Origin of the sequence: Streptomyces pseudovenezuelae, assembly GCF_029892565.1 — a bacterium.
GTDB classification, from domain to species: Bacteria; Actinomycetota; Actinomycetes; order Streptomycetales; family Streptomycetaceae; genus Streptomyces; species Streptomyces pseudovenezuelae_A.
Window position 1 is genome coordinate 18,707 of sequence record NZ_JARXVH010000022.1, and the last position, 25,760, is coordinate 44,466.

Sequence of the window (25,760 nt, forward strand, 5' to 3'; positions counted from 1 at the left end):
GGATCAGCCCGTGTGCACCCGCGGGCGGCGATCGCGGTCCGGTTCCGCCTCGCGCAGCACCTCTCGGGTGACCGGGGCGACCTCGCCCTGGCCGAAGAGGAAGAAGCGCAGGAACTGGGCGAAGGGGCTGCCCTCGGTCCACTCGAAGTAGATGTGCGGGGTGCAGCCGGTCTCGTCGCGGACGTGCAGGAGCAGGGCGGCCAGGGCGTTGGAGATGGAGGACGACTCCAGGGTCAGCACCCGGTAGCGGTTGTGCAGGACCTCGCCGCGGACCGTCAGACCCGACTCGAACTCGGACGGGTCCGTCACCGTGACCTCGACGAAGACGAAGTCCTCCTGCTCCGGCATGTCGTTGTCGTTGCGGATCTGCTCGATCTTGTCGCGGTACTCGGCCTTGTCGCGCTGGTCCGGCTCGTTGGCGATGAACCGGATCTTGCGGCTGGCCATGTCCCGGATGAATCGTTCCGCCATGACGTCCAGCTCGACGTGGGTGACGCGCAGCTCGAAGGCGCGGGCCAGCCGGGACAGCAGCGAGACCAGGATGATGCCGGCGATGAAGCAGGCGCCGATCTTGACGCCGTCGGGCCGCTCGATGACGTTCACGACGGTGACGTAGAGCATGACCGCCGACACGGCCGTGAAGGCGATGGTCCAGTTGCGTTGGCCGGCGCGGCGGGCGGCGATGGTCACGGCGATCGCCGCCGAGGACATCAGGACCAGCACGCCGGTGGCGTAGGCGCCGCCCTGGGCGTCGACGCTCGCGTCGAAGATCCAGGTGACCAGGAAGGCGACCAGGGTGAAGACGATGACCATGGGGCGCACGGCGCGGGCCCAGTGCGGTGCCATGCCGTAGCGGGGCAGATAGCGCGGCATCAGGTTGAGCAGGCCCGCCATCGCGGAGGCGCCGGCGAACCAGAGGATGGCGATGGTCGAGACGTCGTAGACCGTGCCGAAGGCGTTGCCCAGGTACTCGTGGGCCAGGAAGGCGAGGGCGCGGCCGTTGGCCTGGCCACCGGCCTCGAACTCCTTCTCCGGGATCAGCACGGTGGTGATGAAGCTGGTGGCGATCAGGAAGACGCTCATGATCAGGGCGGCGGCCGTGAGGAGCTTCTTGGTGTCGCGGATGCGGCCCTTGGGGTTCTCCTCGGTGTCGTCCGGGTCGCCCTGGACGTGCGGCATGACCGCGACGCCGGTCTCGAAGCCGGACAGGCCGAGGGCGAGCTTGGGGAAGACCACAAGCGATACGCCGATCATGGCGAAGACGTTTCCGTGCTCGGCGGTCAGGGCGCTGGACCAGTCGGTGACCACGTGGCCGGCCGTCGCGACGTGGTAGATGCCGACGATCACCACGACGACGTTCAGTCCGAGGTAGATCACGACCAGGGAGACGGCGACGCCGATCGCCTCCAGGAAGCCCTTCAGGAACACCGCGCCGAGCAGGGCGACCAGGACGAGGGTGATCAGCATCCGGTGGTCGTGCAGGGCGTCGGTGAGGTGCGGGTTCTCCACCAGGTGGGTGGAGGCGTCCGCCGCCGAGAGCGTGATGGTGATCAGGAAGTCGGTCGCGGCGAAGCCCAGCAGGGTCAGGACGAACAGCTTGCCCTTCCAGAAGGACAGCAGCCGCTCCAGCATGGCGATCGAGCCCTCGCCGTGCGGACTCTCCTCGGCCACACGCCGGTAGACGGGCAGCGCGCCCGCGAGCGTGACGACGACCAGCACGATGGTCGCCACCGGCGAGAGCAGACCGGCGGCCAGGGCGGCGATGCCGGGCTGGTAGCCGAGGGTGGAGAAGTAGTCGACGCCGGTCAGGCACATGACGCGGTACCAGCGCTGGCCCCTGTGGGCGGGTTTCGCCTCGACGGCCTGGCTCTGCCGGCCCGCCTTCCCCATGTCGGACAGCCCCTCCAGCATCCAGGAGCGCAGGCGACTGGGGGTCTCGGTGGTGGCCATCGGTGTGCTCCTGATGCGTCTCAGCGTGGGGGTCGGGCCATCACGCGGACGGCCGCACCAGCGTAAGCGGAGAGTGACGTCAGGGCCCATGGGTGAACGGGGCGAGGGCGTCAAGCTTGCGTTAAGACTGGCTGCGTAAGGGCCATGGGCACCCGAAAAGGGGTCGACCGGCCACATGGGGGTGCGGTGGGGCGGGGGCCTCGATGCCCGCCGGTGGACACCCAGCGTCATGGCCCAGGTCGCCGTCCGGCCATCTCGGGGTGCCGGCGCGAGGCGTGCCCGCCCGCGACCGTCCGTCGCGTCGCTTCGTAAGGATCGCGAACGGAGTCGAATGTTTCGTTCGTTCGCCCGCAATGACCGATCCACTGGGTCGGAGTCGTTTCCCCCGCCGAAGTCGCCCACAGATTCACCGCGTTCAAGGGGTTGCCACCCTTTGGGAGCTGTATCTAGGGTGCGGCAACAACGCATCTTTCTGGATCTTCTCCGAAACTTTCGGTCACAGCGGACGGTCGTGGACGCGCCGTCCCGTACCCCCAAGGAGCGCATGATGGGCGACCGGGCACTGTCCCGCCGCGGCTTTCTCGCGGCCTCCGCCGCGGCCGGTCTGGGCGTGACGGCACTGAGCGGATGCGGCGGGGACTCGGACGGAGGGTCGTCCTCGGGGACGACCACCGTCGAGTGGTGGAACATCTCCACCACCCAGCCGACCAAGAGCGTCTGGGCCGGCCTGGCCAAGAAGTTCGAGGCGCAGAACCCCAAGGTGAAGCTGAAGATCGTTCAGCTGGAGAACGACGCCTACAAGTCGAAGATGACGGCCCTCACCGCCTCCGGGAAGCTCCCGGACATCTTCCACACCTGGGGCGGCGGCGTCCTCAAGCAGCAGATCGACGCAGGGCTCGTCGAGGACCTCACCGACAGGACGAAGCCGTGGGCCGACGGCCTGCTGCCGGTGGCGAAGCAGCCGTACCTCATCGACGACAAGGTGTACGGGATCCCGTTCGACATCGGCATGATCGGGTTCTGGTACAACAAGGCGCTGTTCAAGCAGGCCGGCATCAGCGAACCCCCCACCACCTGGGGCGACTTCCTCGACGCCGTGAACAAGCTCAAGGCCAAGAGCATCACCCCCCTCGCCCTCGCGGGCAAGGAGACGTGGACCGGCATGTACTACTGGGCCTACCTCGCGATGCGCACCGCCGGCATCGACGCCCTGCAAAAGGCCGACGAGGCCAAGGACTTCACCGGAGCCGGGTTCGTCGAGGCCGGGCAGCACTTCAAGGACCTCATCCAACTCCAGCCGTTCCAGAAGGGGTTCCTCGGGGCCGCGTACTCCACACCGACCGGACAGGCCGCCACCGTCGGCAACGGCAAGGCGGCCATGGAACTCATGGGCCAGTGGGCCCCGGTCGTCGAGGCGGACGCCGGCAAGGGGCTCGGCGCGAACCTCGGCTTCTTCCCGTTCCCCGCGGTCGAGGGCGGAAAGGGCGTCATCACCGAGGTGTTCGGAGGCGGCGGCGGACACGCCCTGCGCAAGGGCGCCCCGCAGGCGGCCGTCGACTTCCTGAAGTTCTTCGCCTCCGAGACCAGCGACCTCGAACTCGTCAAGAAGACCGGCGCCCTGCCCGTGGTGCCGGCCGCCGCGAGCGCCCTGTCCGACCCCAACACCAAGGCCGTACAAGCCCAGTTGACGGGCGCCACCGGCTTCCAGCTCTACCTCGACCAGGCCTACGCCCCCGCGGTCGGCCAGGAGGTCAACGACAGCGTCGGCGCGCTCATCGCCGGCTCCAAGTCCCCCGAGCAGGTCGCGCAGTCGATCACCAAGGTCGCGAAGGAAGAGCAGTAGCCGCCGATGACCTCCACTCTCCTCCCGGACAGCCGATGACCTCCACTCTCCTCCCGGACAGCCGATGACATCCACTTTCCTCCCGGACAAGCGGACCGGTCCCGATCTCGCCGTCCCGTCCCCGACCAAGGCCTCGGCCCGGGGGCGGGCCCGGCGGCGCACGCTGAACTGGCTCACCGCGGTCGGCTTCCAACTGCCCGCGCTGGTCCTGTTCGTCGGCCTGGTGCTGCTGCCCATGCTGTTCGCGCTGTACGCGGCCTTCTTCCGCTGGGGCGGCTTCGGCATGCCCTCCGACTACACGGGCGCGGGCAACTTCACCCGGCTCTTCCAGGACCCCGTCTTCCTGGGCGACCTGTGGCGCTGCCTGGTCCTGGTGCTGCTGTCGCTCGCGCTCCAACTGCCGTTCGCGCTCGCCATGGCGGTCCTGCTCAACCAGCGGCTGCGCGGACGGGCCGTGTACCGGATGCTGTTCTTCGCGCCGTACGTCCTGTCCGAGGCCATCACCGGCGTGCTGTTCAGCATGGTCTTCGCACCGGACGCCGGGCTCGCCGACCATGTCCTGGGCGGTATCGGCCTGGACGGTCTGGGCGGGGAGTGGTTCGCCGACCCCTCCTACGTCATGGCGACGCTGTTCCTGGTCATGACGTGGAAGTACTTCGGCTTCCACATGATGCTCTACCTCGCCGGACTCCAGTCCATCCCGGCCGAGTTGACGGAGGCCGCGCTGATCGACGGCGCCAACGCGTGGCAGCGGTTCCGCAACGTCACCCTGCCGCTGCTCGCGCCCACCCTGCGCATCAGCGTCTTCCTGTCCGTCATCGGGTCGATCCAACTCTTCGACCTGGTCTGGGTGGTGACCCAGGGCGGCCCCGACCACCACTCCGAGACGATGGCCGTGACCATGTTCCAGTACGGCTTCAAGCGCTACCAGGTCGGCTACGCCAGCGCGATCAGCGTGGTCATGTTCGGCATCTGCCTCGTCTTCGCCCTCGCCTACCAGCGGTTCGTGCTCCGTCGCGACCTCGAAGGGGCGACCACCACGATGAGGGGGGACGGCAAGTGACCCGCAGATCCGGCGCCGTAAGGACCTTGCCGCTCCACGTGATCCTCCTCGCGGTCGGCGCGGTGATGGTCGTCCCCCTGGTGTACGCGGCCCTGTCCGGCTTCAAGTCCACCGACGAGCTCTCCCGCAACCCCTTCGGACTGCCCGAGCACTGGCTCACCGGCAACTACACCGACATCCTCCGCTCCGGCGACTTCTGGCGCCTGGTCGGCAACAGCACGCTGATCGCGGTCGGTACGACCGTGCTCGTGGTCGCCGTGTCGGCGCTCGCCGCGTTCTCCTTCGCCCGATTCGCCTTCCGCGGGCGGGAGGTGCTGTTCACCGTGTTCACGATAGGGCTGATGTTCCCCTTCGCGGTGGCGGTCCTGCCGCTGTTCCTGCTGCTGCGCTCGCTCGGCCTGCTCGACAACCCGCTCGGCGTGATCCTCCCGCAGGCCGCCTTCGCGCTGCCGATGACGATCATCATCCTGCGCGGCTTCTTCCGGCAGATCCCCGGTGAGCTGGAGGAGGCGGCCACGCTCGACGGCTGCAGTGCCTTCGGGTTCTTCTGGCGGATCCTGCTGCCCATGGCGCGGCCCGCGCTCGGCACGGTGTCCGTGCTGGCCGTCGTCACCAGCTGGAACAACTTCTTCCTGCCGCTGCTGGTGTTCACCGACGCCAAGTGGTGGACCCTGCCGATCGGCGTCCAGCAGTTCCAGGGCCAGTACTCGGCGGAGTACGCCCGCGTCTTCGCCTACCTGGTCCTCGCGATGGTCCCCGCCCTCGCCTTCTACTCGGTCGCCGAGCGCCAGCTCGTCGGCGGCCTCACCGCCGGCGCCACGAAGGGATGACGCGCGCCGACGGACGTACGGCTCACCCACACACCCGCACGTGAGGAGTCGCACCATGCGCAAGAACCGCCTCAGACTCGTCGGTGTCCTCGCCGCCGTCCTGGTCGCCACCGGCATCGGCTCTCCCGCCCAGGCGAGCCACAAGCAGCCGACGCTCGCGGACCTGGCCGAGCGCCACGGCCGCTACTTCGGCAGCGCAACCGACAACCCGGAACTCACCGACACCGCCTACAAGGCCCTGCTCGGCAGCGAGTTCGACATGATCACCCCCGGCAACGGCATGAAGTGGTACGCCACCGAACCCCAGCAGGGCGTCTTCGACTGGACCAACGGGGACGAGATCGTCGACCTGGCCCGCAGTAAGCACCAGCGGGTCCGCGCCCACACCCTGGTCTGGCACAGTCAGTTGCCGAGCTGGCTGACCGGTCGCGAGTGGACGGCCGGCGAGCTGCGGGCCGTACTGAAGAAGCACATCCAGACGGAGGTGCGGCACTACCGGGGCAAGGTCTACTCCTGGGACGTCGTCAACGAGGCGTTCAACGAGGACGGCACCTACCGCGAGACCCTCTGGTACAAGACGCTCGGCCCCGGCTACATCGCCGACGCGCTGCGCTGGGCCCACCAGGCCGACCCGCACGCCAAGCTGTACGTCAACGACTACAACATCGAGGCGGTCGGCCCGAAGAGCGATGCCTACTACGCCCTGGCCAAGGAGCTGAAGGCGCAGCGCGTCCCGCTCGACGGCATCGGCCTGCAGGCTCATCTCGCCCTGCAGTACGGCTATCCGACGACCCTGGAGGACAACCTCCGCCGCTTCTCCCGGCTCGGTCTCGACACCGCGCTCACCGAGGTCGACGTACGGATGATCCTGCCCGCGACCGACGAGAAACTCGCCCAACAGGCCGACTGGTACCGGGATCTCACCGAGGCGTGCCTCGCGGTGCGCCGGTGTGTCGGAGTCACCGTCTGGGACTACACGGACAAGTACTCGTGGATCCCGGCGTTCTTCCCGGGCGAGGGCGCGGCGCTGCCGTGGGACGAGCAACTCCTGCCCAAGCCCGCGTACTTCGCGATCAGGGACGCGTTGAAGTAGCTCGACGGGGCGACGGTGGTGCGGTGCTGGACCGCACCACCAGCTCCGTGCCCAGCTCCACGCGGGGCGAGTCCGGCTGTTCGCCGCGGGCCAGGCGCAGGACCGTGCGGACGGCCAACTTGCCCATGTCGGCGAGCGGTTGGCGGATCGTGGTGAGCGGGGGAGCGGACCAGCGGACTTCCGGAAGGTCGTCGAAACCGACCACGCTCAGGTCCTCCGGGACCCTCAGGCCCCGTCGGCGCAGCGCCTCGATCGCGCCGAGCGCCATCTGGTCGCTGGCCGCGAACAGCGCGGTCGGCGGCTCGGGCAGATCCAGGAGAGCCTGGCAGCCGGTGAAGCCGGACTCGGGGTGGAAGTCGCCGGGCACGACGAGGGAGTCGTCGGGCTCGATGCCGGCGCCCTCCAGGGCCGCGCGGTAGCCGTCGAGGCGGGCGCGGGAGCAGAGCAGCCGGGGTGGGCCCGCGATCAGGCCGATCCTGCGGTGGCCGAGCGAGAGCAGGTGCTCGGTGGCCGCCATGCCGCCGGACCAGTTGGCGGCGCCGACGGTGGGCACGTCGAGGGCGGGGGAGCCCGCCGGGTCGACGACCACCAGCGGGACGCCGAGTGCGCGCAACTCCTCGTGCAGCACCGGCTCCAGGGCCGAGGTGACCAGGACGACGCCGTCGGAGGCGCGGGCCCGCAGATTGCGCAGCCATTCGCGGGCGTCGCCCGAGCGTCCGTGGATCGCCGACACGACGGTGCCGACGCCGGCCGCGTGCGCGACCTCCTCCACACCCCGGATGATCTCCACCGCCCAGGGGCTGTCGAGGTCGTTGAAGACCAGGTCGAGCAGGGCGGCACGGGTGCCGGGTGCGGGGGCGCGTCTGCGGTAGCCGTATCTCAGGAGCAGGTCCTCGACGCGGGCGCGGGTCGTGGGCGACACGTCGGAACGGCCGTTGACGACCCGGGACACGGTCGGCACCGAGACCCCGGCCTCCTTGGCGATCTCCGTGATGGTGACCTTGACTCCGGGCTCGGCCTCGTGTGCTGCCAACTTCCCCACCCCCGTCGACGGTTCGCGAAACTTCCAGAAGTCTTCCGGAAAGGGTGCGGAGACCGCTCGGGAAACGCTCAGAAACCGCGGGACACACACGCACGCGCACGCCGCACTACACGGAGTGATCGACCCCGGACATGCGTCGGGGCCGGCTCGCAGTGTTCCTGCGACCGGCCCCTCAAGTCTCCGGGCGATGCGCCATACCGCCCGGTGGCGCTCAGGCGGCGGTCATCACCGGGTTGGTGCCCTCAGGGCGGTGCGGGGCGATGATCTGCCCGTCCGGCAGGAGCTCACCGGTGTCCTCGAAGAGCAGGACACCGTTGCACAGCAGGCTCCAGCCCTGCTCCGGGTGGTGCGCCATGAGGCGGGCGGACTCCCGGTCGGCTGAGTCGGCTGAGGGACACGGTGACTGGTGCTGGCACATTGGTTGGATCTTTCGCTGTGTCGTGAGGTGTGTGGTGGCTGTCGTGTCTGTCTCGCGGCTGGAAGTCTCGTCCATGGCCGCCCCCCGTTGTGATAAGTCGGTCAGAACCCAGTGTTGCCCCACGGGCGTCAATCCGCAGGGATTTAGCGGCACCGCTTCCTCACAGGTTGATGACGCATCACCCGGCCGGACGGTTCATTCCAACTGCACTGTCACTTCGGATGGTTCTCAGTGGTCGGATGGGGCTAGTCCGTCCAGGTCAGAAGGCACTTTGGGCTCGTACGAGCGATGAATTGCTCGTACGAGCAGAATGCGGCCGGGAAATGCGACGTACCCCGCTACCCGGAATTCCGGGGCGGGGTACGAGTGCCGTCGCGAAAGAGGAACGTCAGGCGGGCGAGCCCAGGAGAGGGGCCGGAGTCACCCGATGGGTCAGCACCGGGAGGAGCTCGGCGACCCGGTGCGGACGGTGGGCCGCGATGCCGGGCGGGGCGGGCGCCAGCGGGACGAGCAGGTCGGTGGCCGCGGGGTGGCCGGTGGTGCCGTCCGAGCCGCAGTCCCCGTGCAGCCACAGTGTGAGCATGTACAGGGCGGGCACGGAGAGCAGGCGGGGCTGGTAGTGCTGGGTCATGGTGTCGGCCTGGCGCAGGGCGCGCTCGGTGGCGGTGATGTAGGGCCCCTCGAAGAAGTGCGAGAAGACCCAGCCGTCCGGGGTCAGCCGGGTCTCGGCCGCGGCCACCGCGCGCTCGCCGCAGCGGATCAGAAAACGCCACCCGGCCAGCCGGGTGGCGGACGCGCCGGCCGGGGTGATCTCGTCCAACACATAGACAGGCAGGGGCAGTTCGGGTGTGGCGGGCCCCTGGGAGCACAGCAGGGCAGGGGTCCTGGCCTCGCGGACCGCGGTGGGCGAGGCGAGTGCGGTGAGAACGGTGCGAAGGGCGGGCGCGGGAGCCGGGGGGACATGCAGCGGCATGGTGGGTCGCCTCTCATTCGACAGGCACGGTGGCGCGAGGGCGGGGGCGGACGGCGCTGTCTGCTCGCGGGGGCAGAGAGGCATGGGCCGGGGTCTGGGAACGAGGAGTGTGGGTGAGGCCTGCCGCACGTCACCTCGACGGCAGGTTCCAGGACCGCGGGCGCCAACCCTCTGTCTTGTTCGCGGAGTTTATACGAGGTGTGTTCTGACGATGTTTCGTCTAGTCGCTTCCGGTGTACCCGGCAAGAGTGCATTCGGCCGCAGATTCGCGGGAATCATCCCGTTTCCGGTGCAGCCCTGCGGCGGTGACCTCGAAAAAGGCCGGGGAAGCGGTCGGCCCATTCTCGTCGGCGTTTTTCACGAGTCTGTCGGCCACTCGAAACTGCGCGATGCCCCATGCCCGGTGAATGTGCCGCCGGTCACATCAGGCCAGAGTAGCGGGGGGTGGGCCGGAACGGGGACGTTATCGATCGGCCCGGCTGGGCATGTTCCCACGTGACCCGGGACGCCGGCGGCCGATCTTCGGCCCGTCCGTGAGAGGAGGGATGCTCCGATGGGGGAGAAGGTCGTCGCAGGTGGGTTCGATCTGTCCGATCGGCAGCGTTACCGCGCCAAGCTCCGACGGTGTCTGACGGGGCTGGAGCGATTGCTGGAGCAGAAGCTGTTCGACCGACCCCAGAACCTCATGGGGGTCGAGATCGAATTGAATCTGGCCGGCCCCGACGGCATGCCGAGAATGCTCAATGCGCAGGTGCTCGAACGGATCGCGAGCCGAGATTTCCAAACAGAACTCGCCATGTTCAATCTGGAAGTCAACATAGCCCCACATCGGCTGGACGGTCGGGTATTCGACCAGCTCGCCGAGGAACTCCGGACGTCACTGGCATATGCGCACCGGAAAGCGGGAGAGCTCGACGCCGGAATCGTGATGATCGGTATTCTGCCGACCCTCGACCGGGACGATCTGATCTCCTCCAACCTCTCCGACGTCGACCGGTACACCCTGCTCAACGACCAGATCGTGGCCGCGCGCGGCGAGGACTTCGTCCTCGACATCGACGGCGTGGAACGCCTCACCTGCACCTCCAAGTCCATAGCCCCCGAAGCCGCCTGTACCTCCGTGCAGCTGCACCTCCAGGTCACGCCCGGCCGCTTCGCCGACGTGTGGAACGCCGCGCAGGCCGTCGCCGCCGTGCAGGTCGCCATCGGTGCCAACTCGCCCTTCCTGTTCGGCCGTGAGCTGTGGCGCGAGTCCCGGCCTCCGCTCTTCCAGCAGTCCACCGACACCCGCCCGCCCGAACTGCAGGCCCAAGGGGTGCGCCCGCGCACCTGGTTCGGGGAGCGGTGGATCTCCTCCGCCTACGACCTCTTCGAGGAGAACCTGCGCTTCTACCCCGCGCTGCTGCCGATCTGTGACGAGGAGGAGCCCCTCGACGTCCTCGACGCGGGCGGCATCCCGAGCCTGGCCGAACTCGTCCTGCACAACGGCACGGTGTACCGCTGGAACCGCCCGGTCTACGGCATCGCGGACGGCGTCCCGCACCTGCGCGTCGAGAACCGCGTGCTGCCCGCGGGCCCCACCGTCACCGACGTCATCGCCAACGCGGCCTTCTACTACGGCGTCGTCCGCGCCCTCGCCGAGGAGTCACGGCCGGTGTGGAGCCGGCTGCCCTTCGAGGCCGCCGCCGCCAACTTCGACGAGGCGTGCCGGCACGGCATCGACGCCCGCCTGGAGTGGCCCCGGCGCGGCCGGTACGGCGGCACCGCGCAGATCGACGCGGTGACCCTCGTACGCGACGAACTGCTGCCGCTGGCCGAGGTCGGACTGGACGCGTGGGGGGTCGAACCCGCCGACCGGGATCTGTATCTGGGCGTCATCGAGGAGCGCTGCCGGCGCCGGGTCAACGGCGCGTCCTGGCAGGCGGCGACCTTCCACGGGGCGCTGGAGGCGGGGCTCGCGCGGGATGCCGCGTTCGCCGCGACGACTCGGCGGTATAGCGAGCTCATGCACAAGGGAGAGCCCGTGCACACCTGGCCGGTGGGTCTTCCGGAGCCCGTGCCGCTGGCGTGACGGTGACGGTCAGTCGCCGGTGTCGCCCTGGGCACCCGCCGCCACGATCGCCTTGAGGATCACCGTGTGGATCTGGGCCGGGTTGCTGACCGACTGCCCGGAGCCGCCGGTGGCCTCGGCGATCTCCTGGGCCTCCTCCTTGTCGGCGTCGGGACCCACGGCGATCACGATGAGCGGTACCGGGCGCTCGGGGTTGGTGAGCTTCTGCAACTGGGTGATCAGGGCGGTGCGGGAGATGCTGCCGGGGTCCTGGTTGACGCCGTCGGTGAGGATGACCAGGGCGTTGAACTTCCCGTCGGCGTACGACTCGGTGGCCGCCTTGTAGGCGGCGAGCGTGGTGTCGTAGAGACCGGTGGCCCCGTCCGGGACCGGCTTCAGGGCGCTGAACGCCGCCGACAGCTTGTCGCGCTGGGTGCCGGCGGCCTTCTGCTCGCCGAGCCGCTCGGTCGGCACCAGGACGCGGTAGTCCTTGTTGCCGTCCAGCTTGGTGGAGAACTCCCACAGGCCGATCTCGTCCTCCGGGGTGAAGGTGGCGAGGGCCTGGAGCAGCGACGCCTTGGTCACGTCCATGCGCGACTGGCCGGTCTTCGGCACCGGCTCCGACATCGACGAGGAGGCGTCCACGACGGTGGTGATCCGCGCGCTCTGCACGGTGATCGTCCAGGTGCCGAGCGCCTCCTGCAGCGCCGCGTCCTCGGCCGGCTGCGGCGCGGCCTGCGCGTACGGCTGCGGGCTGCTGCCGCCGGCCTTGGCGACCACGGCCGTCGGCGCCTGGTCGTCGTCCGTCCGGAAGCCGTACTTCTCCAGCAGTCGCAACTGCTCGGGCTGGCGCAGGTAGTTCATGAACCGCAGCGCGGCCCGGCTCTGGTCGGTGGTCAGCTGGTCGACCATCGCGTACGGGTAGTTCAGCCGGGGCGAGCCGTCCTTCGGGTAGAACATGTCCAGGCTGCCGTCGACGTCGTTCGACGTGTTGTACGCGTACGCCGCCTGCTCGGTGAGGATCAGCGCCTGGTTGCGCTTGGGGTTGCCCTGTTCGGTGCCCGAGGAGTCCCGGGGGAGGGTGTCCAGGACCTGGCCGTCGGTGTCCGAGGTGCGCTGCGACAGCGTCTTCATCATCGCCGCCGCCTGCGTGTCCCCGTCCTTGAGACCGGAGGCGGCCGTCCCGATCTGCGTCAGGGCGAGCAGCCCGGTCGCACTGCGCGAGGGGTCGGCCGCGCCCAGCTTGAGCGAGTCGCTCTGCAGGGTGGCGCCGGCCAGTTCGATCCAGCTGTACGTCTTCTTCGGCCACCCCAGCGACTTGGCAGCCGTCGGCACCATGGCCACGCCGACCGGGGTGGAGGCCACGGCGCCCGACGGGGTCACGTCGGTCGCGCCGCTGTCCGAGGTGATCCGCTGGACCCACAGGTCGGAGTCCGGCACCCACACCTGCGCGTCGATCTTCTTGCCCGCGCCCAGCGTGTCGGCGACCTTGTACGAGTCGCGGGCGGTCACCGTGACGGCGACGCAGCGTCCGTCGGAGGTGACGTCGTTGGCGCGGGCCCGCTTCGCGGCGGCCGTCAGGGCGGGGGTGATGTCCGGGGAGGCGGCGAGCTCGATCCGTACCGGGTCGTCCTGGCAGGACGAGCCGAAGGAGAGCAGGCCGCTCTTGGCGGCGGCCGCGGTGCCGCCGGCGACGGTGAGGACGAGGGCCGTGGCGATGGCCACCGTGCGACCGCGGGCGCTGGGGCGGGGGTCGCTGACGCCCGCCCCATACTGATTGGGCAAGCTGTGACGTCCCATGACGGTGGTGCCCCTCCCTGTTGAACCTCGTGCCGGATTACAGCCGTACGGCATGGAATGGGGGAGGTACGCCCGTACGGCGTCCGTCCCCCCGACGGCCTGTCACGCACGATCTTCGTAAGTTCTTTCGAGACCCTAGCGGGGCGAGGATGGGCATGAGGCGGGATTAAACAACTGGAGGCAGGTGTGCAGGCAGAGGCGGGTCCGGTGGCCGATTCTTTTCCTCAGGAGCGGCCCTCACGACGGATCCTGCGTGACGAGACACTGCTCGTTCTGGGGCTTTCGCTCGGTGCGAGTGGAGTGTCCGCCCTGATCAGCTTTGTCGGATCGGTCACGAAACCAGGGGGTCTCAAAGACCAGGCGGCGACGCTCAACGCGTCGGCCGCGCCGGGCCGGCCCTGGCTCGATCTCGCCTGGCAGTTGTTCGGGATCACCTCGGCCCTGGTGCCGGTCCTGCTCGTCGCGCACTTCCTGTTGCGGGAGGGGCAGAGCCTGCGCACGCTCGGCTTCGACCGCACCCGGCCGTGGCTCGACCTCGGCCGGGGCGCGGGGGTCGCGGCGGTGATCGGCAGCACCGGGATCGCCTTCTATCTGGCGGCTCGCGGGCTGGGCTTCAACCTCACGGTGGTGCCGGAGGCGCTGCCCGACGTGTGGTGGAAGTATCCGGTGCTGATCCTTTCGGCGATGCAGAACGCGATCCTCGAAGAGGTGATCGTCGTCGGGTATCTGCTGCGCCGGCTGGGGCAGTTGGGCTGGACGCCGGGGACGGCGCTGGTGGCCAGTTCCGTACTGCGCGGTAGCTACCACCTCTACCAGGGCATCGGCGGCTTCCTCGGCAACATGGCGATGGGCGTGGTGTTCGTCTTCCTGTACCGCCGGTGGGGTCGGGTGGGTCCCCTGGTGGTGGCGCATTCCCTGCTCGACATCGGGGCGTTCGTGGGCTACGCGCTGCTGGCGGGGAAGGTGGACTGGCTGCCGACGGCGTGACGCGCCGGCAGGGGTTTCCGAAAGCCCTCAGGCGAGCAGCTCGCCCTCGATGACGGTGACCGCGCGGCCGTTCAGCAGGGTGCGGTCGCCGCGCAGCCGGGTGCGGACGCGGCCGGAGCGGGGCGAGGCCTGGAGGCCGGTCAGGTCGGGGCGGCCCAGGCGCTCGGACCAGAAGGGCGCGAGGGCCGTGTGCGCGCTGCCGGTGACCGGGTCCTCGTCGATGCCGACGTTCGGGAAGAAGCAGCGGGAGACGAAGTCGTAGCCGCGGGCCGGGTCCTCGGCGCGGGCGGTGGCGATGACGCCCCGCTCGGAGTAGGCGGCCAGGGCCCGGTGGTCCGGCGTGAGCGCGTGCACCGTCTTCTCGTCCGCCAGCTCAAGCACGAGGTCGCCCACGTTCGGGCCGGTGTCGAAGGCGACGAGCGGCTGCGCGCCCAGCGCCTCGGCGACGCCGTCCGGGACCTCGACCGGGGTGAGCGGGGCGGTCGGGAAGTCCAGGGTGATCGAGCCGTCCGCCTCCGGCGTAGCGCCGAGCACACCACTGCGGGTGGCGAACCGCACCGGGCCCTCGTGGGCGCCGGTCGTGTGCAGGACATGGGCCGTGGCGAGCGTCGCGTGGCCGCACATGTCGACCTCGGCGACGGGCGTGAACCACCGCAGCGCCCAGTCGGCCGCGCCGCCCTCGGGCAGCGGGTGCGCGAACGCCGTCTCCGCGTGATTCACCTCCAGAGCCACCTGCTGGAGCCGTTCGTCGTCCGGGAAGGCGTCGAGGAGGAGGACCCCGGCCGGGTTGCCGGTGAAGGGGCGGTCGGTGAAGGCGTCGACGATTCGGATTGGCATACGGCTGACGCTATGGGGTGACCGGAGTGGGCGGCCAAGGCCAATTCGGGGGTGCTGGACCGATTTTGGGGCGGGGTGGGGCGGGCGGTCGCTACGAGTGCTTCGTGGGGCGCCTGCGTCCAGCCCTCTGCCTCAGCCCAGCCCAGACCCCCGACGCTCCCGCGAACATCGCGCGCCCGTCCCCAGCGGCTGACACCCTGGAAGCGCAGGCGCGCGTCAACGTGTTCTGCGCGGTCGTGAGTTCAGCACCGTCCCAGGAGGCCGTCATGTCCCAGCCGTCCGTTCTCGCCGCGCTGCTTGCCGGGTTGCGCGGGGGTTCGATCGAGGTCGTCGATCTCACGTCGCCGTTGTCGTCGCAGACGCCGGTGATCCAGTTGCCGCCGGAGTTCGGGCAGACCCAGGTGTTCGAGCTGGAGGAGATCAGCCGGTACGACGACCGGGGACCGGCCTGGTACTGGAACAACTTCCGCAGCGGCGAGCACACCGGCACCCACTTCGACGCGCCGGTCCACTGGGTCACCGGAAAGGACCTCACGGACGTGGCGTCGGTGCCCGCGGGGCGGCTGATCGCGCCGGCGGCCGTGCTGGACTTCTCCGAGCAGGCCGCCAAGGACCCCGACTTCCTCGTCGAGGTGGACCACGTCAAGGCCTGGGAGGCGGAGCACGGGCCGCTGCCCGACGGAGGCTGGCTGCTGCTGCGCACCGGCTGGGACGCCCGTTCGGAGTCGCAGGAGGCCTTCCTCAACGCCGACGAGAACGGTCCGCACACGCCCGGTCTGTCGGCGGAGTGCGCGCGCTGGGTGGCCGAGGAGGCGCCGGTCATCGGCCTGGGCGTGGAGACGGTCGGCACGGACGCGGGACGGGCGCACTCGTTCGAACCGGCGTTCCCCTGTCACTCGTACCTCCTGGGCGGCGACAAGTACGGGCTGACCCAGCTGCAGAACCTGGGCGCGCTGCCGCCGACCGGTGCCGTCGTCATCGCCGGGCCGTTGCCCATCGTCACCGGATCCGGCGCCCCTGCGCGCGTGCTCGCGCTGGTGGAGCGGTCGTGAAGGTCGCCGAGGCCGTCGGGCGGGCGCTGACCGCGGCCGGGGTCGACCACGTCTTCGGCGTGGTCGGTTCGGGCAACTTCCACCTCACCAACGCCATGGTCGCGGCGGGCGCCCGCTTCGTCGCCGCCCGGCACGAGGGCGGCGCCGCCACCATGGCCGACGCGTACGCCCGCACGAGCGGGACCGTCGCCGCCGTGAGCGTGCACCAGGGCCCCGGGCTGACCAACGCCGTCACCGGCATCACCGAGGCCGCCAAGAGCCGTACGCCGCTGCTGGTGCTGGCGGCCGAGGCGACGCAGCCGACCTCCAACTTCCGTATCGACCAGGCGGTCATCGCGCACTCGGTCGGCGCCGTCACCGCGCGCCTGACGACGGCCCACGACGCGGTCGCGCAGGCCCTCGCCGCGCTGCACCGGGCCCGGCACGAGCGGCGCACCGTCCTGCTGGACCTCCCCCTGGAGGTGCAGGCCCTGGACGTGCCGCACGATGTGGCGCAGGCCTTCGACCCGGCGCCCGAACCGGTGCCGGTCAAGCCCTCGGTGGCCGAACTGGCGGAGCTGGTGCGGCTGTTGGACCGCTCGCGCCGCCCGGTCTTCGTGGCCGGCCGAGGTGCGCGTACGCCGGGCGGCCGGGACGCCCTCGCGGGGCTCGCCGAGCGATACGGCGCCCTGCTGGCCACCTCCGCGGTCGCCAAGGGCCTCTTCCAGGGCGGTGACTGGTCCCTCGACGTCTCCGGCGGCTTCGCCTCACCCCTGGCCGCCGAACTGATCCAGGGCGCCGACCTGATCGTCGGCTGGGGCTGCGCCCTGAACATGTGGACCATGCGGCACGGCAACCTCATCGGCGCCGGCGCGACCGTCGTACAGGTCGACGACGACCCGTCCGCGCTCGGCGTGCACCGCGAGGTCGACCTCGGCGTCACCGGCGACGTGGCACGGACCGCGCGGCGGGCGCTGGAGTCGGGCGGCGGCGAGCGGCGCGAGGGGTACCGGACACCCGAGGTCGGGGCCGCCCTCGCCGCGCGGGTGCGGTGGCGGGACGTGCCCTACGAGGACGAGGGCACCCGGGAGCGGATCGACCCGCGGACGCTGAGCATCGCGCTGGACGACCTGCTCCCGGCGGAGCGGGTCGTCGGCGTGGACTCGGGGAACTTCATGGGCTATCCCAGCGCGTACCTGTCGGTGCCGGACCACGAGGGGTTCTGCTTCACGCAGGCCTTCCAGTCGATCGGCCTGGGCCTCGCGACCACGATCGGCGCGGCGCTGGCCCGCCCGGACCGGCTGCCGGTGGCGGCCCTCGGCGACGGCGGGTTCCTCATGAGCGCCATGGAACTCGACACCGTGCGCCGGCTCGGACTGCCGATGGTGGTGGTCGTCTACAACGACGACGCCTACGGGGCGGAGGTCCACCACTTCGGCCCCGAGGGCCACCCGCTGGACACGGTCACCTTCCCGGAGACGGACCTCGCCGCGATCGCCCGCGGCTACGGCTTCGAGGCGGTGACCGTCCGCACGAGGGCCGACCTCAAGACCGTGGAGGACTGGTTCACCGGCCCCCGCACGGCGCCCCTGCTCATCGACGCCAAGGTGACCCGCGACCACGGCGCCTGGTGGCTGGAGGAGGCGTTCCGCGGCCACTGAAGCGGTCCACTGAGCCGGTCCACTGAGCCCGCAGGCAGGTTCCCGCCCTTCGAAGGGCCTCTCAAAAGGGGCCTTGCCATGCGATCGGTTCCGATATATCGTTGACGCATCGCGACAGATCAACGATGGAATGGAGTGATTGCGATGCGTTCCCATGGACATGAGCATGGACACGGTGGCCCCGGCTCTCGCGGCCGAGGCGGTTTCGACGGTCGGCGTGGTGCCTTCGGGCCCTTCGGGCCGGGGGGTCCGGGTGGTCCCGGTCCCGGTCCCGGCTTCGGTTTCGGTGGACCCGGGTTCGGTCCCGGGCCCTGGGGGCCGAGGGGTCGGGGCGGACCGCGCGGACGGGCACGGCGAGGCGACGTACGCGCGTCGATCCTGGCGCTGCTCAAGGACCGTGCGATGCACGGTTACGAGATGATCCAGGAGATCGCCGAGCGCAGCGGCGGGGCGTGGAAGCCCAGCCCGGGTTCGGTGTACCCCACCCTCCAGTTGCTGGAGGACGAGGGCCTGATCACCAGCGAGTCCGAGGGCGGCAAGAAGCTGTTCTCGCTCACCGAGACCGGCCGCACCGCGGCCGACGAGGGCCCGGACGCGCCCTGGGAGGAAGCCTCCCGCGGCGTCGACTGGGAGGCCCTCGGCGAGATCCGTCAGGCCGGCTTCGGTCTGATGGAGGCCTTCGGCCAGGTCTGGAAGACCGGCAGCAAGGAGCAGCGCGAGAAGGCGCTGAGCGTCATCAACGACGCCCGCAAGAAGCTGTACCTGATCCTCGCCGACGAAGACTGACGAGAACCGGTACGCACTGACGGCCTCCCCGCCGTGAAACAAGGCGCCCCGTGGAGCGATCCGCGGGGCGCCTTCGTGCGTGCGGCGCCGGTCAGGACACCAGCCCGGCCAGCTTGCGCAGCGACTCGTCGAGCGCGGCCGTCGCCGAGTCCTTGAGCTTGCCCGCCATCAGGGAGACGGCGGCACCGGTGAACTCGCCGTCGATGCGCACCGTCGTGGCGTCGCCGTCGGGGATGAGCGTGTACTTCGTGGCGACGGTCACCGCCATCGGACCCTTGCCGCGAATGGCGAACACCCTGGCCGGCTCCAGCTCCTCGATGGTCCACTCGACCTCCGCCGGAAAGCCCATCAGCTTCATGTTCTCCTGGAAGGTCCCGCCCACCGCGAACGTCTCGGGGCCGCCCTTGGGGAAGTTGGTGTGGGTCGCGTTCCACTCCCCGTACGCCGACCAGTCGGTGAGTTGTCCCCATACCTTCTCGGCGGGGGCTTCGATGCGTGCCTCCGCGCTGACTTCGGCCATGCGACCACCCCTTCGTTTCGGGCTCCGGTGTCGCGGAACGTAGCCGCACGGGCCGCAATGTTCAAGACTGATGAACCGTCAGAAATTCTTCAGCCGACCCGCTGTATCACCGCCGCGTCGAACAGGTCCCACGCGCGCGGGAGTGGGCTCTCGTCGTGGCAGTGCCACGCGTCCCAGAACAGGTCGGCGGGCAGTGCGTCCTCCGGGGCGTACACCCGGTACACGTACTGATTGCCGTCGACGGCCGGCAGCGCGACCAGCCAGCACCTGCTCTCCATGTCCCTGTGGGACGAGCGAGCCGGACGCCGCGGTTGCGCACCGGGCGCACGGTACAGCCCCGCGCGCCCCCGTGCGGGGAACGGCCTGATCTCATCCGTAAGGAGGAGATTTCGGCCGCCGGAGTCCACTCTGTGTGGGACGGGAAGATGCTTCCGTCCGGGGATGACCGAATGCCCTGGGACTGATGGGGTGGGGATGTGCAACCCCGGATCCCTCGGCAGTCGGTCGGCGAGCAGGCCCTCGGCCCTCGCGCGAACACTGCCGCCACGCTCAGTGCGGAGCTGACAGCGGTCGTCACCGCTGCCCGCCGCCGCGCGGTGCGGGACGGGGACCGGCAGATCGACACGGCCCATCTGCTGCACTCCCTCCTGGAGTACGACCCCGACGTGCGCGCCGTCTTCGACGACGGCCCCGAGATCGCCCGGCTGCTCGGCTACCTCGTGCAGCGCAGCATCGGCTACGGACTGCGCTGGCAGGGCAGCGTCGAGGACTCCGGCGCGGTACCCGTGGTGAAGGAGAGCGAGGGCCTGTCGCCGCTCGCCGCCGGCGCGATGGGGTACGCCTGCGACTGCGCCGCCCGCCGAGGCGACGAACCCGCCTGCGGGGTCGACCTGCTCGCGGCGCTCGTCGTGGACCCGCAGGCGCGCGCCGTCGAGGTGCTCGACCGGGCCGGGATCGACCGGCACGAGGTCACCGCCCGCGTCGAGGACTTCCTGTCGCAGTCCGGCTCGTCCAGTCGGTGAGACAGGAGTCAACAGGGGTGACGCTCCTGACCTCCCCTGTCATCATGTGCGGGTGCAGACGTCGAAGAGCAGTCAGGGCAGTCCCGGCAGGGGCGTCGGGCTCGGTCTCGCGGTCGGGTCCGCGATCGCCTTCGGAGGATCCGGGGTCGCGGCCAAGCCGTTGATCGAGGCAGGGCTCGACCCGCTCCACGTGGTGTGGCTGCGGGTGGCGGGCGCCGCCCTGGTGATGCTGCCGGTCGCCGTCCGCCACCGGGGACTGGTTCGCCACCGCCCCGCGCTGCTCGCCGGGTTCGGACTGCTCGCCGTGGCCGGCGTCCAGGCCTGCTACTTCGCCGCGATATCCCGGATACCCGTCGGGGTCGCGCTGCTGGTCGAGTACCTCGCGCCCGCCCTCGTCCTCGGCTGGGTGCGGTTCGTGCAGCGGCGGCCGGTGACGCGTGCCGCCGCGCTCGGCGTGGTCCTCGCGGTGGGCGGCCTCGCCTGTGTCGTAGAGGTCTGGTCGGGTCTGAGCTTCGACGCCGTCGGCCTGCTGCTCGCGCTCGCCGCCGCCTGCTGCCAGGTCGGCTACTTCGTCCTGTCCGACCAGGGCAGCGACGCCGGCGAGGACGCTCCGGACCCGCTCGGCGTCATCGCGTTCGGCCTGCTGATCGGCGCCCTCGTGCTGACCGTCGTGGCCCGCCCCTGGACCATGGACTGGTCCGTGCTCAGTGGCTCCGCCGACATGAACGGCACCTCCGTCTCGGCCGCCGTCCTGCTGGCCTGGATCGTGCTCATCGCCACCGTGCTCGCCTACGTCACCGGAGTGGTGTCGGTGCGCCGGCTCTCCCCGCAGGTCGCGGGCGTCGTCGCGTGTCTCGAAGCGGTCATCGCGACCGTGCTGGCCTGGGTGCTGCTCGGCGAGCACCTGTCCGCTCCGCAGATCATCGGCGGCGCGATCGTCCTGCTCGGCGCGTTCATCGCCCAGTCGACCGCCCCGGCCAAGGGCTCCCCGGACCCGGTGGCGAGCGGCGGTCCGGAGCGGGAACTGTCCGCCAGGGGGACGGCCGCCTGAGAGGCCGAGGGGGCGGTGGGGCCGGTCACCTGCCGGGCGTCCACACTCCCCGTCGCCGCACCTGATGCTCCCGAGCCGCCGTGTCCCCGACCCCGCCCCGCTCCGCGAGCCCCGCCACGATCCGGTCCTGCACGTCCTCCGGCTTGTGACCGGCGTACTTGAACTTCGCTTCTACGTCGATGACTTGGAGCACGAGCCCCCGGATCCCGGAGAGCATCCTGCCGTACGGCTCCTCGCCCACCGCCGCCCGCGCGGAACCGCCCTCCGGCTGGAAGTGGTCGACCTGGCGGTTCAGCAGCTCGGCCTTCTGTGCCGGATCGTCCACGACCTGGGCCCGACAACGGAGTTGGACGGCCGCGTAGAAACTGGTCGGAACGCCGTGCTCGGGCGGGGTGTCCGGCGGGGCCTGCCAGGGCCCGGGGACGTACGCGTAGTCGTCGACCACGCTCAGCAGCACGTCAGGGCACGCCTCCAGCGCCGGCCAGAGGGGGTTGGGCCGGGCGAGGTGCGTGACGACCTCGCCGTGCTCGCCGCGCTCGGGCTCGTAGGCGAAGTGCAGGGGCTGGACGTGCGGGGGCTCGCCCGGCAGGCCGTTGACGGCGAGCTGTCCGAAGTCGTGGGCGGAGAGCCAGTGCTGCCACTCGGCTTCGTCGCGGGGCGCGTCCCAGGGGCGGATCAGCATCACCGCACCGCAAGGTAGTCGGGGAGCTCGGTGCCGGGGGTCAAGTCCCCGTCGGACACGGGGGTTTCGTAGCCCTTGCGGAGCGGGACGACACCGGCCCAGTGGGGCAGGGACAGGTCCTCGGGCTCGTCGTTGACCCCGCCGGTGCGGAGCTTGGCGGAGACCTCGTCCAGGTCGAGGCGGATCACGGCGGTGGCGGCCAGCTCCTTCTTGTTCGCGGGCCGGGAGTCCGCCGCGCGGCCGGGGACGACGTGGTCGACCAAGGCGTCCAGGGCCGCGAGCTTCTCCTCCGGGTCCGTCACGTCGTGGGCCACGCCGTGCACGACCACGGACCGGTAGTTGATCGAGTGGTGGAAGGCGGAGCGGGCCAGGATCAACGCGTCCACGTGCGTCACCGTCAGGCAGACGGCGAGCCCCGGGTCGGCCTCGCCGGTCATCCGCAGCGGGCGCGAGCCGGTCGAGCCGTGCACGTAGAGCCGGTCGTCGACCCGGGCGTACAGCGTGGGCAGCACGACGGGCGCGCCGTCGCGGACGAAGCCGAGGTGGCAGACGTAGCCCTCGTCGAGTATCGAGTGCACCAACTCCTTGTCGTACGACGCCCGTTGCGCGGAGCGGGTGGGGACGGTGCGGTCGGTCGGCGTGTAGGCGGTGGGCTGCGACGTCGTCGGCTGGGCGGTCCCCTGCATGGCGTTCTCCGTGGGTGTTCGTGGCGTGTCGGGTGGCGATGCCTTGCGATGGCTATTGCACTAGTGCATAATCTGCTTTGTGCTAGAAGGATATCGGATCGAGGGGCGACGCGCAGCGGAGATTGCGGCGAGCGTCGAGCGTGCGGTGGGGGCCGGGGAGCTGGAGCCGGGGCAAGTGCTGCCGCCCATGCGGGAGTTGGCGGTCGAGCTGGGGGTGAATCCTAATACCGTCGCGTCCGCGTACCGGATCCTGCGGGAGCGCGGGGTGATCGAGACCGCCGGGCGCCGGGGCAGCCGGGTGCGGTCGAAGCCGGCCACCACCGGGCGGGACTACGTCCGCACGGACGTGCCCGAGGGCGTGCGGGACGTGGCGAACGGCAATCCGGATCCGGCGCTGCTGCCGTCCCTGGGCGATGCCTTCGCGGCGGCGGGAGCGCAGGGCGACCGGGAGCCGGTGCTGTACGGCGACGCCCTCGTGGAACCGGCGCTGGCCCGGATCGCGCGCGCCGAACTGGACGCAGACGGTGTGCCGGACGGACCCGTGGCCGTCGCCTCGGGCTCGCTCGACGTCATCGAGCGGGTGCTCGCGGCGCATCTCAAACCGGGGGACACTGTCGCCGTCGAGGACCCCGGCTGGGGCAGCCTGCTCGACCTGGTCCCGGCGCTCGGGCTGCGGGTCGTCCCGGTCGGCGTCGACGACGAGGGGCCGCTCCCCGACGACGTGCGCCGGGCTCTGGATGCCGGAGCGCACGCCCTGATCGTCACGGACCGCGCGCAGAACCCGACCGGCGCCGCGGTGAGCGCCACGCGCGCGCATGCGTTGCGTGCCGTGCTCCGGGAGCACCCGGAGGTCCTGCTGATCGAGGACGACCACGGACTCGGCATCGTCGACCTGCCCCTGCACCCGCTGGCCGGCATCACCCGCCACTGGGCCTTCGTCCGCTCGGTCGCCAAGGCCTACGGGCCCGATCTGCGCCTCGCCGTGTTCACCGGGGACGCCGTCACCGTCGACCGCGTGAACGGGCGGCACCGGCTCGGGCCCGGTTGGGTCAGCCGGATCGTCCAGCGGGCGGTGGTGCGGCTGTGGTCCGAGGGCGCACTCGACACGGCGGAGGTGGCGGCGGCGTACCGGCGGCGCCGGGACCTGCTGATCGACGCGCTCGCGGAACGCGGGGTGGCGGCCCACGGGTGCAGTGGGCTCAACGTCTGGATCCCGGTACCGGACGAGACCGGCGCCGTGTCCCGACTCCTGCACGCCGGCTGGGCGGTGGCCCCGGGCGCCCGCTTCCGCCTGAACGCGCCGCCCGGCATCCGGGTCACCGTCGCGACCCTGACCGACTCGGAGACGGGTCCGCTGGCGGACGCGATCGCGTCGGCGGTGGGACCGGCGGTGGGGGCGGTGACGGGGCGGGGGTATGTGTAGCGGGGGTATGGATGGGGGTGCCTAGGCCTTCGAAGTGGCCGCCGGTTCCTCGGCGTTGACGGCAGCGCCGACCTCGACCACGGCACCGGCCTCGACCTGCCGCTCCTTCCGCCCACGAGGCCTCGCCTGCGTAAGCGCCGCCCCCGCCAGCACGATCACCGCGCCGACCGGGGTCGACCAGGTCAGGGACTCGCCGAGGATCGTGACGCCGGCAGCCGTGGCGATGACCGGGATGAAGTACGTGACCATCTGTGCGGTGGTGGGGCCGACTTCGGCGACCAGGCCGTACTGGATGAGGACGGCGAGGCCCGTGCCGAGGGCGCCCAGGGCGGCGATCGCCAGGAGGGGGCCGGGGGAGAGGTGGTCCGGGACCGAGGTGAACAGTGGTGTGACGACGGCCAGTTGCACCATGGCCAGCAGCAACTGGGCGCCCGTCAGGGAGAGATGCGAGTGGCCGGAACCGGCGAGGGTGCGGCGGACGTAGATCCAGCCGATCGGGTAGCTGAGCGAGGCCAGCAGGGCCATCGCCGTGCCCGTGGCGTCCAGGCCGTGGAAGCCCTGCCAGGCGCCGAGGACCGTCAGGACGCCGAGGAAGCCGATGCCGAGACCCGCCACGCGGACGCGGGTCGGCCGGTCCTCGGAGAGGGCGACCAGGGACAGGGCCATGCCCCACAGCGGCGAGGTCGCGTTGCAGATGCCCGCGAGGGTGGAGGGGATCGTCAGCTCGGAGTAGGCGAAGAGGGAGAACGGCAGGGCGTTCAACAGGAAGGCGGCGACCGCCAGATGGCCCCATGTCCGCCAGCCGCGCGGCAAGCGCTCCCGCTTCGCGACCATCGCCGCCGCCAGCACCGCCGTACCGAACACCAGCCGTCCCAGGGTCACTTGGAACGGGGCGTACCCCTCCGTGCCGACCTTGATGAGGAGGAAGCTGAAGCCCCAGATCAGGGAGAGGACGCCGAAGCGGAGGCGCCAGTCGGTGCGGGGCGCGGTGGTCGTGGCGGTGTTCATGGCCGTAACGATGCCGCGCCCGACCTCGTAGCACAATCGAGATTTCGGCACCGGTATCTCGTAGTATCACTTACATGTTGAATCTGGAGCGCCTGCGCACCCTCGACGCCCTCGCGCGGCACGGCTCGGTCAGTGGTGCGGCCGACGCGCTGCATGTCACCACCTCCGCGGTCTCGCAGCAGATGTCCAAGCTGGAGCGGGAGGTGAGTCAGCAGTTGCTCGCCAAGAACGGGCGGGGGGTGCGGCTCACCGACGCCGGGCGGCTGCTCGCCGAGCACGCGGCGCGGATCCTGTCGCAGGTCGAGCTCGCCCAGTCCGATCTGGAGGCGCAACGCGGGCAGGTGGTCGGCGAGTTGAGGCTGTCGGCGTTCCCCACGGCCGCGCGCGGGCTGTTCCCCGCCGCGCTCGCCGACCTGCGCGCCGAACATCCGGGGCTGCGGGTGCGCTCCACCGAGCTGGAGCCGGAGGCCGGCATCGCCGGAGTGGTCCGCGGCGACCTCGACCTCGCGGTCGTCCTCGACTGGTACAACAAGCCGATGCCGCTGCCCGACGGCCTGGTGAAGGCGCCCGTCCTGGACGACCCGGCCGACCTGGCGATGCCGGCCGGGCACCGGCTCGCCGGGCGGGACGAGGTGGACCTCGGGGAGCTGGCCGAGGACGAGTGGATCACTTGGGGCGAGGGCGAGTTCTGCCACGAGTGGCTGATGTTCACGCTGCGCTCGCGCGGGATCGAGCCGATCGTCGCGCACCGCGCCGCCGAGACCCACACTCAAATGGGCCTGGTCGAGGCCGGGTTGGGTGTCTGCATCGCCCCGCTGCTGGGCCGCCACCCGATGCCGGCCGGCGTCGTCACCGTCCCGCTCCGGCAGCGCGTACGCCGGCACGTGTACGTCGTCTGGCGCGCGGACGCCGACCGCCGCCCCTCGATCAGGGCGGCGGTACGGGCATTGCAGGACGCGGCGCGGAAGGTGGGGTGACCCCGGTCGAGTCGAAGGGCGGGCCGT

At 70.7% G+C, this 25,760-nt stretch carries 24 protein-coding genes; 13 read left to right on the top strand and 11 right to left on the bottom strand.

Going from position 1 to position 25,760, the window contains the following annotated elements:
* Positions 1 to 3: 3 nt before the first annotated feature.
* Positions 4 to 1,950 (bottom strand): amino acid transporter, encoded by a 1,947-nt coding sequence (locus tag M2283_RS43105; protein ID WP_280882052.1) that lies wholly within the window; start codon positions 1,948 to 1,950, stop codon positions 4 to 6.
* Between the two features lie 547 nt (positions 1,951 to 2,497).
* Between M2283_RS43105 and M2283_RS43110 the strand changes: the two genes are divergently transcribed.
* The 4 genes from M2283_RS43110 to M2283_RS43125 all read left to right on the top strand — a co-directional run bounded on the left by M2283_RS43110 (position 2,498) and on the right by M2283_RS43125 (position 6,779).
* Complete coding sequence (locus M2283_RS43110; RefSeq protein WP_280882163.1) at positions 2,498 to 3,793, top strand: extracellular solute-binding protein; 1,296 nt, start codon at positions 2,498 to 2,500, stop codon at positions 3,791 to 3,793.
* A gap of 64 nt (positions 3,794 to 3,857) precedes the next feature.
* Entirely contained in the window at positions 3,858 to 4,856 is a 999-nt protein-coding gene (locus tag M2283_RS43115) for a carbohydrate ABC transporter permease (protein WP_280882053.1), read from the top strand.
* The gene (locus M2283_RS43120; RefSeq protein ID WP_280882054.1) at positions 4,853 to 5,686 is read left to right on the top strand and encodes a carbohydrate ABC transporter permease; all 834 of its coding nucleotides are present in this window, start codon (positions 4,853 to 4,855) and stop codon (positions 5,684 to 5,686) included. Before M2283_RS43115 ends, M2283_RS43120 begins: the two co-directional genes overlap by 4 nt.
* A 55-nt stretch (positions 5,687 to 5,741) precedes the next feature.
* A complete protein-coding gene (locus M2283_RS43125) occupies positions 5,742 to 6,779 on the top strand; it encodes an endo-1,4-beta-xylanase (protein WP_280882055.1) in 1,038 nt (345 codons plus the stop codon).
* Here M2283_RS43125 and M2283_RS43130 read toward each other — a convergent pair.
* The 3 genes from M2283_RS43130 to M2283_RS43140 form a co-directional block, all read right to left on the bottom strand.
* On the bottom strand, positions 6,760 to 7,812 hold the full coding sequence (locus tag M2283_RS43130) for a LacI family DNA-binding transcriptional regulator (protein ID WP_280882056.1): 1,053 nt from the start codon (positions 7,810 to 7,812) through the stop codon (positions 6,760 to 6,762). The two genes, M2283_RS43125 and M2283_RS43130, sit on opposite strands and share 20 nt — an antisense overlap.
* Positions 7,813 to 8,032: 220 nt before the next feature.
* Complete coding sequence (locus tag M2283_RS43135) at positions 8,033 to 8,239, bottom strand: DUF5999 family protein (RefSeq protein WP_124000496.1); 207 nt, start codon at positions 8,237 to 8,239, stop codon at positions 8,033 to 8,035.
* Between the two features lie 388 nt (positions 8,240 to 8,627).
* Complete coding sequence (locus tag M2283_RS43140) at positions 8,628 to 9,212, bottom strand: hypothetical protein (RefSeq protein ID WP_280882057.1); 585 nt, start codon at positions 9,210 to 9,212, stop codon at positions 8,628 to 8,630.
* Positions 9,213 to 9,765: 553 nt separating this feature from the next.
* On the opposite strand from M2283_RS43140, the gene M2283_RS43145 reads away from it, so the two are divergent.
* Positions 9,766 to 11,283, top strand: a complete 1,518-nt coding sequence (locus M2283_RS43145) for a glutamate-cysteine ligase family protein (protein ID WP_280882058.1) — start codon at positions 9,766 to 9,768, stop codon at positions 11,281 to 11,283.
* A 9-nt stretch (positions 11,284 to 11,292) separates the two neighbouring features.
* Here M2283_RS43145 and M2283_RS43150 read toward each other — a convergent pair whose 3' ends face one another.
* Positions 11,293 to 13,062, bottom strand: a complete 1,770-nt coding sequence (locus M2283_RS43150) for a substrate-binding and VWA domain-containing protein (RefSeq protein WP_280882059.1) — start codon at positions 13,060 to 13,062, stop codon at positions 11,293 to 11,295.
* Positions 13,063 to 13,248: 186 nt separating this feature from the next.
* Between M2283_RS43150 and M2283_RS43155 the strand changes: the two genes are divergently transcribed.
* Entirely contained in the window at positions 13,249 to 14,049 is an 801-nt protein-coding gene (locus tag M2283_RS43155) for a CPBP family intramembrane glutamic endopeptidase (RefSeq protein WP_280882060.1), read from the top strand.
* Between the two features lie 27 nt (positions 14,050 to 14,076).
* On the opposite strand, the gene M2283_RS43160 is transcribed toward M2283_RS43155, so the two are convergent.
* Complete coding sequence (locus M2283_RS43160) at positions 14,077 to 14,886, bottom strand: PhzF family phenazine biosynthesis protein (protein WP_280882061.1); 810 nt, start codon at positions 14,884 to 14,886, stop codon at positions 14,077 to 14,079.
* Between the two features lie 266 nt (positions 14,887 to 15,152).
* On the opposite strand from M2283_RS43160, the gene M2283_RS43165 reads away from it, so the two are divergent.
* From M2283_RS43165 to M2283_RS43175, 3 genes are all read left to right on the top strand, one after another.
* Positions 15,153 to 15,938 (top strand): cyclase family protein, encoded by a 786-nt coding sequence (locus M2283_RS43165; RefSeq protein ID WP_280882062.1) that lies wholly within the window; start codon positions 15,153 to 15,155, stop codon positions 15,936 to 15,938.
* A complete protein-coding gene (locus M2283_RS43170) occupies positions 15,935 to 17,578 on the top strand; it encodes a thiamine pyrophosphate-binding protein (RefSeq protein ID WP_280882063.1) in 1,644 nt (547 codons plus the stop codon). The genes M2283_RS43165 and M2283_RS43170 overlap by 4 nt, the downstream gene beginning before the upstream one ends.
* 144 nt (positions 17,579 to 17,722) lie before the next feature.
* Positions 17,723 to 18,364 (top strand): PadR family transcriptional regulator, encoded by a 642-nt coding sequence (locus tag M2283_RS43175; protein ID WP_280882064.1) that lies wholly within the window; start codon positions 17,723 to 17,725, stop codon positions 18,362 to 18,364.
* Positions 18,365 to 18,455: 91 nt separating this feature from the next.
* On the opposite strand, the gene M2283_RS43180 is transcribed toward M2283_RS43175, so the two are convergent.
* Positions 18,456 to 18,884, bottom strand: a complete 429-nt coding sequence (locus tag M2283_RS43180) for a type II toxin-antitoxin system Rv0910 family toxin (protein ID WP_280882065.1) — start codon at positions 18,882 to 18,884, stop codon at positions 18,456 to 18,458.
* Between the two features lie 89 nt (positions 18,885 to 18,973).
* Positions 18,974 to 19,162 carry a hypothetical protein gene (locus M2283_RS43185; RefSeq protein WP_280882066.1) on the bottom strand — a complete coding sequence of 63 codons (189 nt, stop codon included), beginning with the start codon at positions 19,160 to 19,162 and terminating at the stop codon, positions 18,974 to 18,976.
* A 198-nt stretch (positions 19,163 to 19,360) separates the two neighbouring features.
* Between M2283_RS43185 and M2283_RS43190 the strand changes: the two genes are divergently transcribed.
* The gene (locus M2283_RS43190; protein WP_280882067.1) at positions 19,361 to 19,906 is read left to right on the top strand and encodes a Clp protease N-terminal domain-containing protein; all 546 of its coding nucleotides are present in this window, start codon (positions 19,361 to 19,363) and stop codon (positions 19,904 to 19,906) included.
* Positions 19,907 to 19,952: 46 nt separating this feature from the next.
* Positions 19,953 to 20,957 carry an EamA family transporter gene (locus tag M2283_RS43195; RefSeq protein ID WP_280882068.1) on the top strand — a complete coding sequence of 335 codons (1,005 nt, stop codon included), beginning with the start codon at positions 19,953 to 19,955 and terminating at the stop codon, positions 20,955 to 20,957.
* Positions 20,958 to 20,982: 25 nt separating this feature from the next.
* Here the strand turns inward: M2283_RS43195 and M2283_RS43200 are convergent, their stop codons facing one another.
* Positions 20,983 to 21,639, bottom strand: coding sequence for an FMN-binding negative transcriptional regulator (locus M2283_RS43200; protein ID WP_280882069.1), 657 nt, complete (start codon positions 21,637 to 21,639; stop codon positions 20,983 to 20,985).
* Positions 21,639 to 22,325 carry a pyridoxamine 5'-phosphate oxidase family protein gene (locus tag M2283_RS43205; RefSeq protein ID WP_280882070.1) on the bottom strand — a complete coding sequence of 229 codons (687 nt, stop codon included), beginning with the start codon at positions 22,323 to 22,325 and terminating at the stop codon, positions 21,639 to 21,641. Before M2283_RS43205 ends, M2283_RS43200 begins: the two co-directional genes overlap by 1 nt.
* A 79-nt stretch (positions 22,326 to 22,404) precedes the next feature.
* Here M2283_RS43205 and M2283_RS43210 point away from each other — a divergent pair, with 79 nt between their 5' ends.
* Positions 22,405 to 23,748, top strand: coding sequence for an aminotransferase class I/II-fold pyridoxal phosphate-dependent enzyme (locus M2283_RS43210; protein ID WP_280882071.1), 1,344 nt, complete (start codon positions 22,405 to 22,407; stop codon positions 23,746 to 23,748).
* A gap of 21 nt (positions 23,749 to 23,769) precedes the next feature.
* Here the strand turns inward: M2283_RS43210 and M2283_RS43215 are convergent, their stop codons facing one another.
* Entirely contained in the window at positions 23,770 to 24,792 is a 1,023-nt protein-coding gene (locus M2283_RS43215) for a DMT family transporter (RefSeq protein WP_432423211.1), read from the bottom strand.
* Between the two features lie 38 nt (positions 24,793 to 24,830).
* Here M2283_RS43215 and M2283_RS43220 point away from each other — a divergent pair, with 38 nt between their 5' ends.
* On the top strand, positions 24,831 to 25,733 hold the full coding sequence (locus M2283_RS43220; protein ID WP_280882073.1) for a LysR family transcriptional regulator: 903 nt from the start codon (positions 24,831 to 24,833) through the stop codon (positions 25,731 to 25,733).
* Positions 25,734 to 25,760 lie beyond the last annotated feature (27 nt).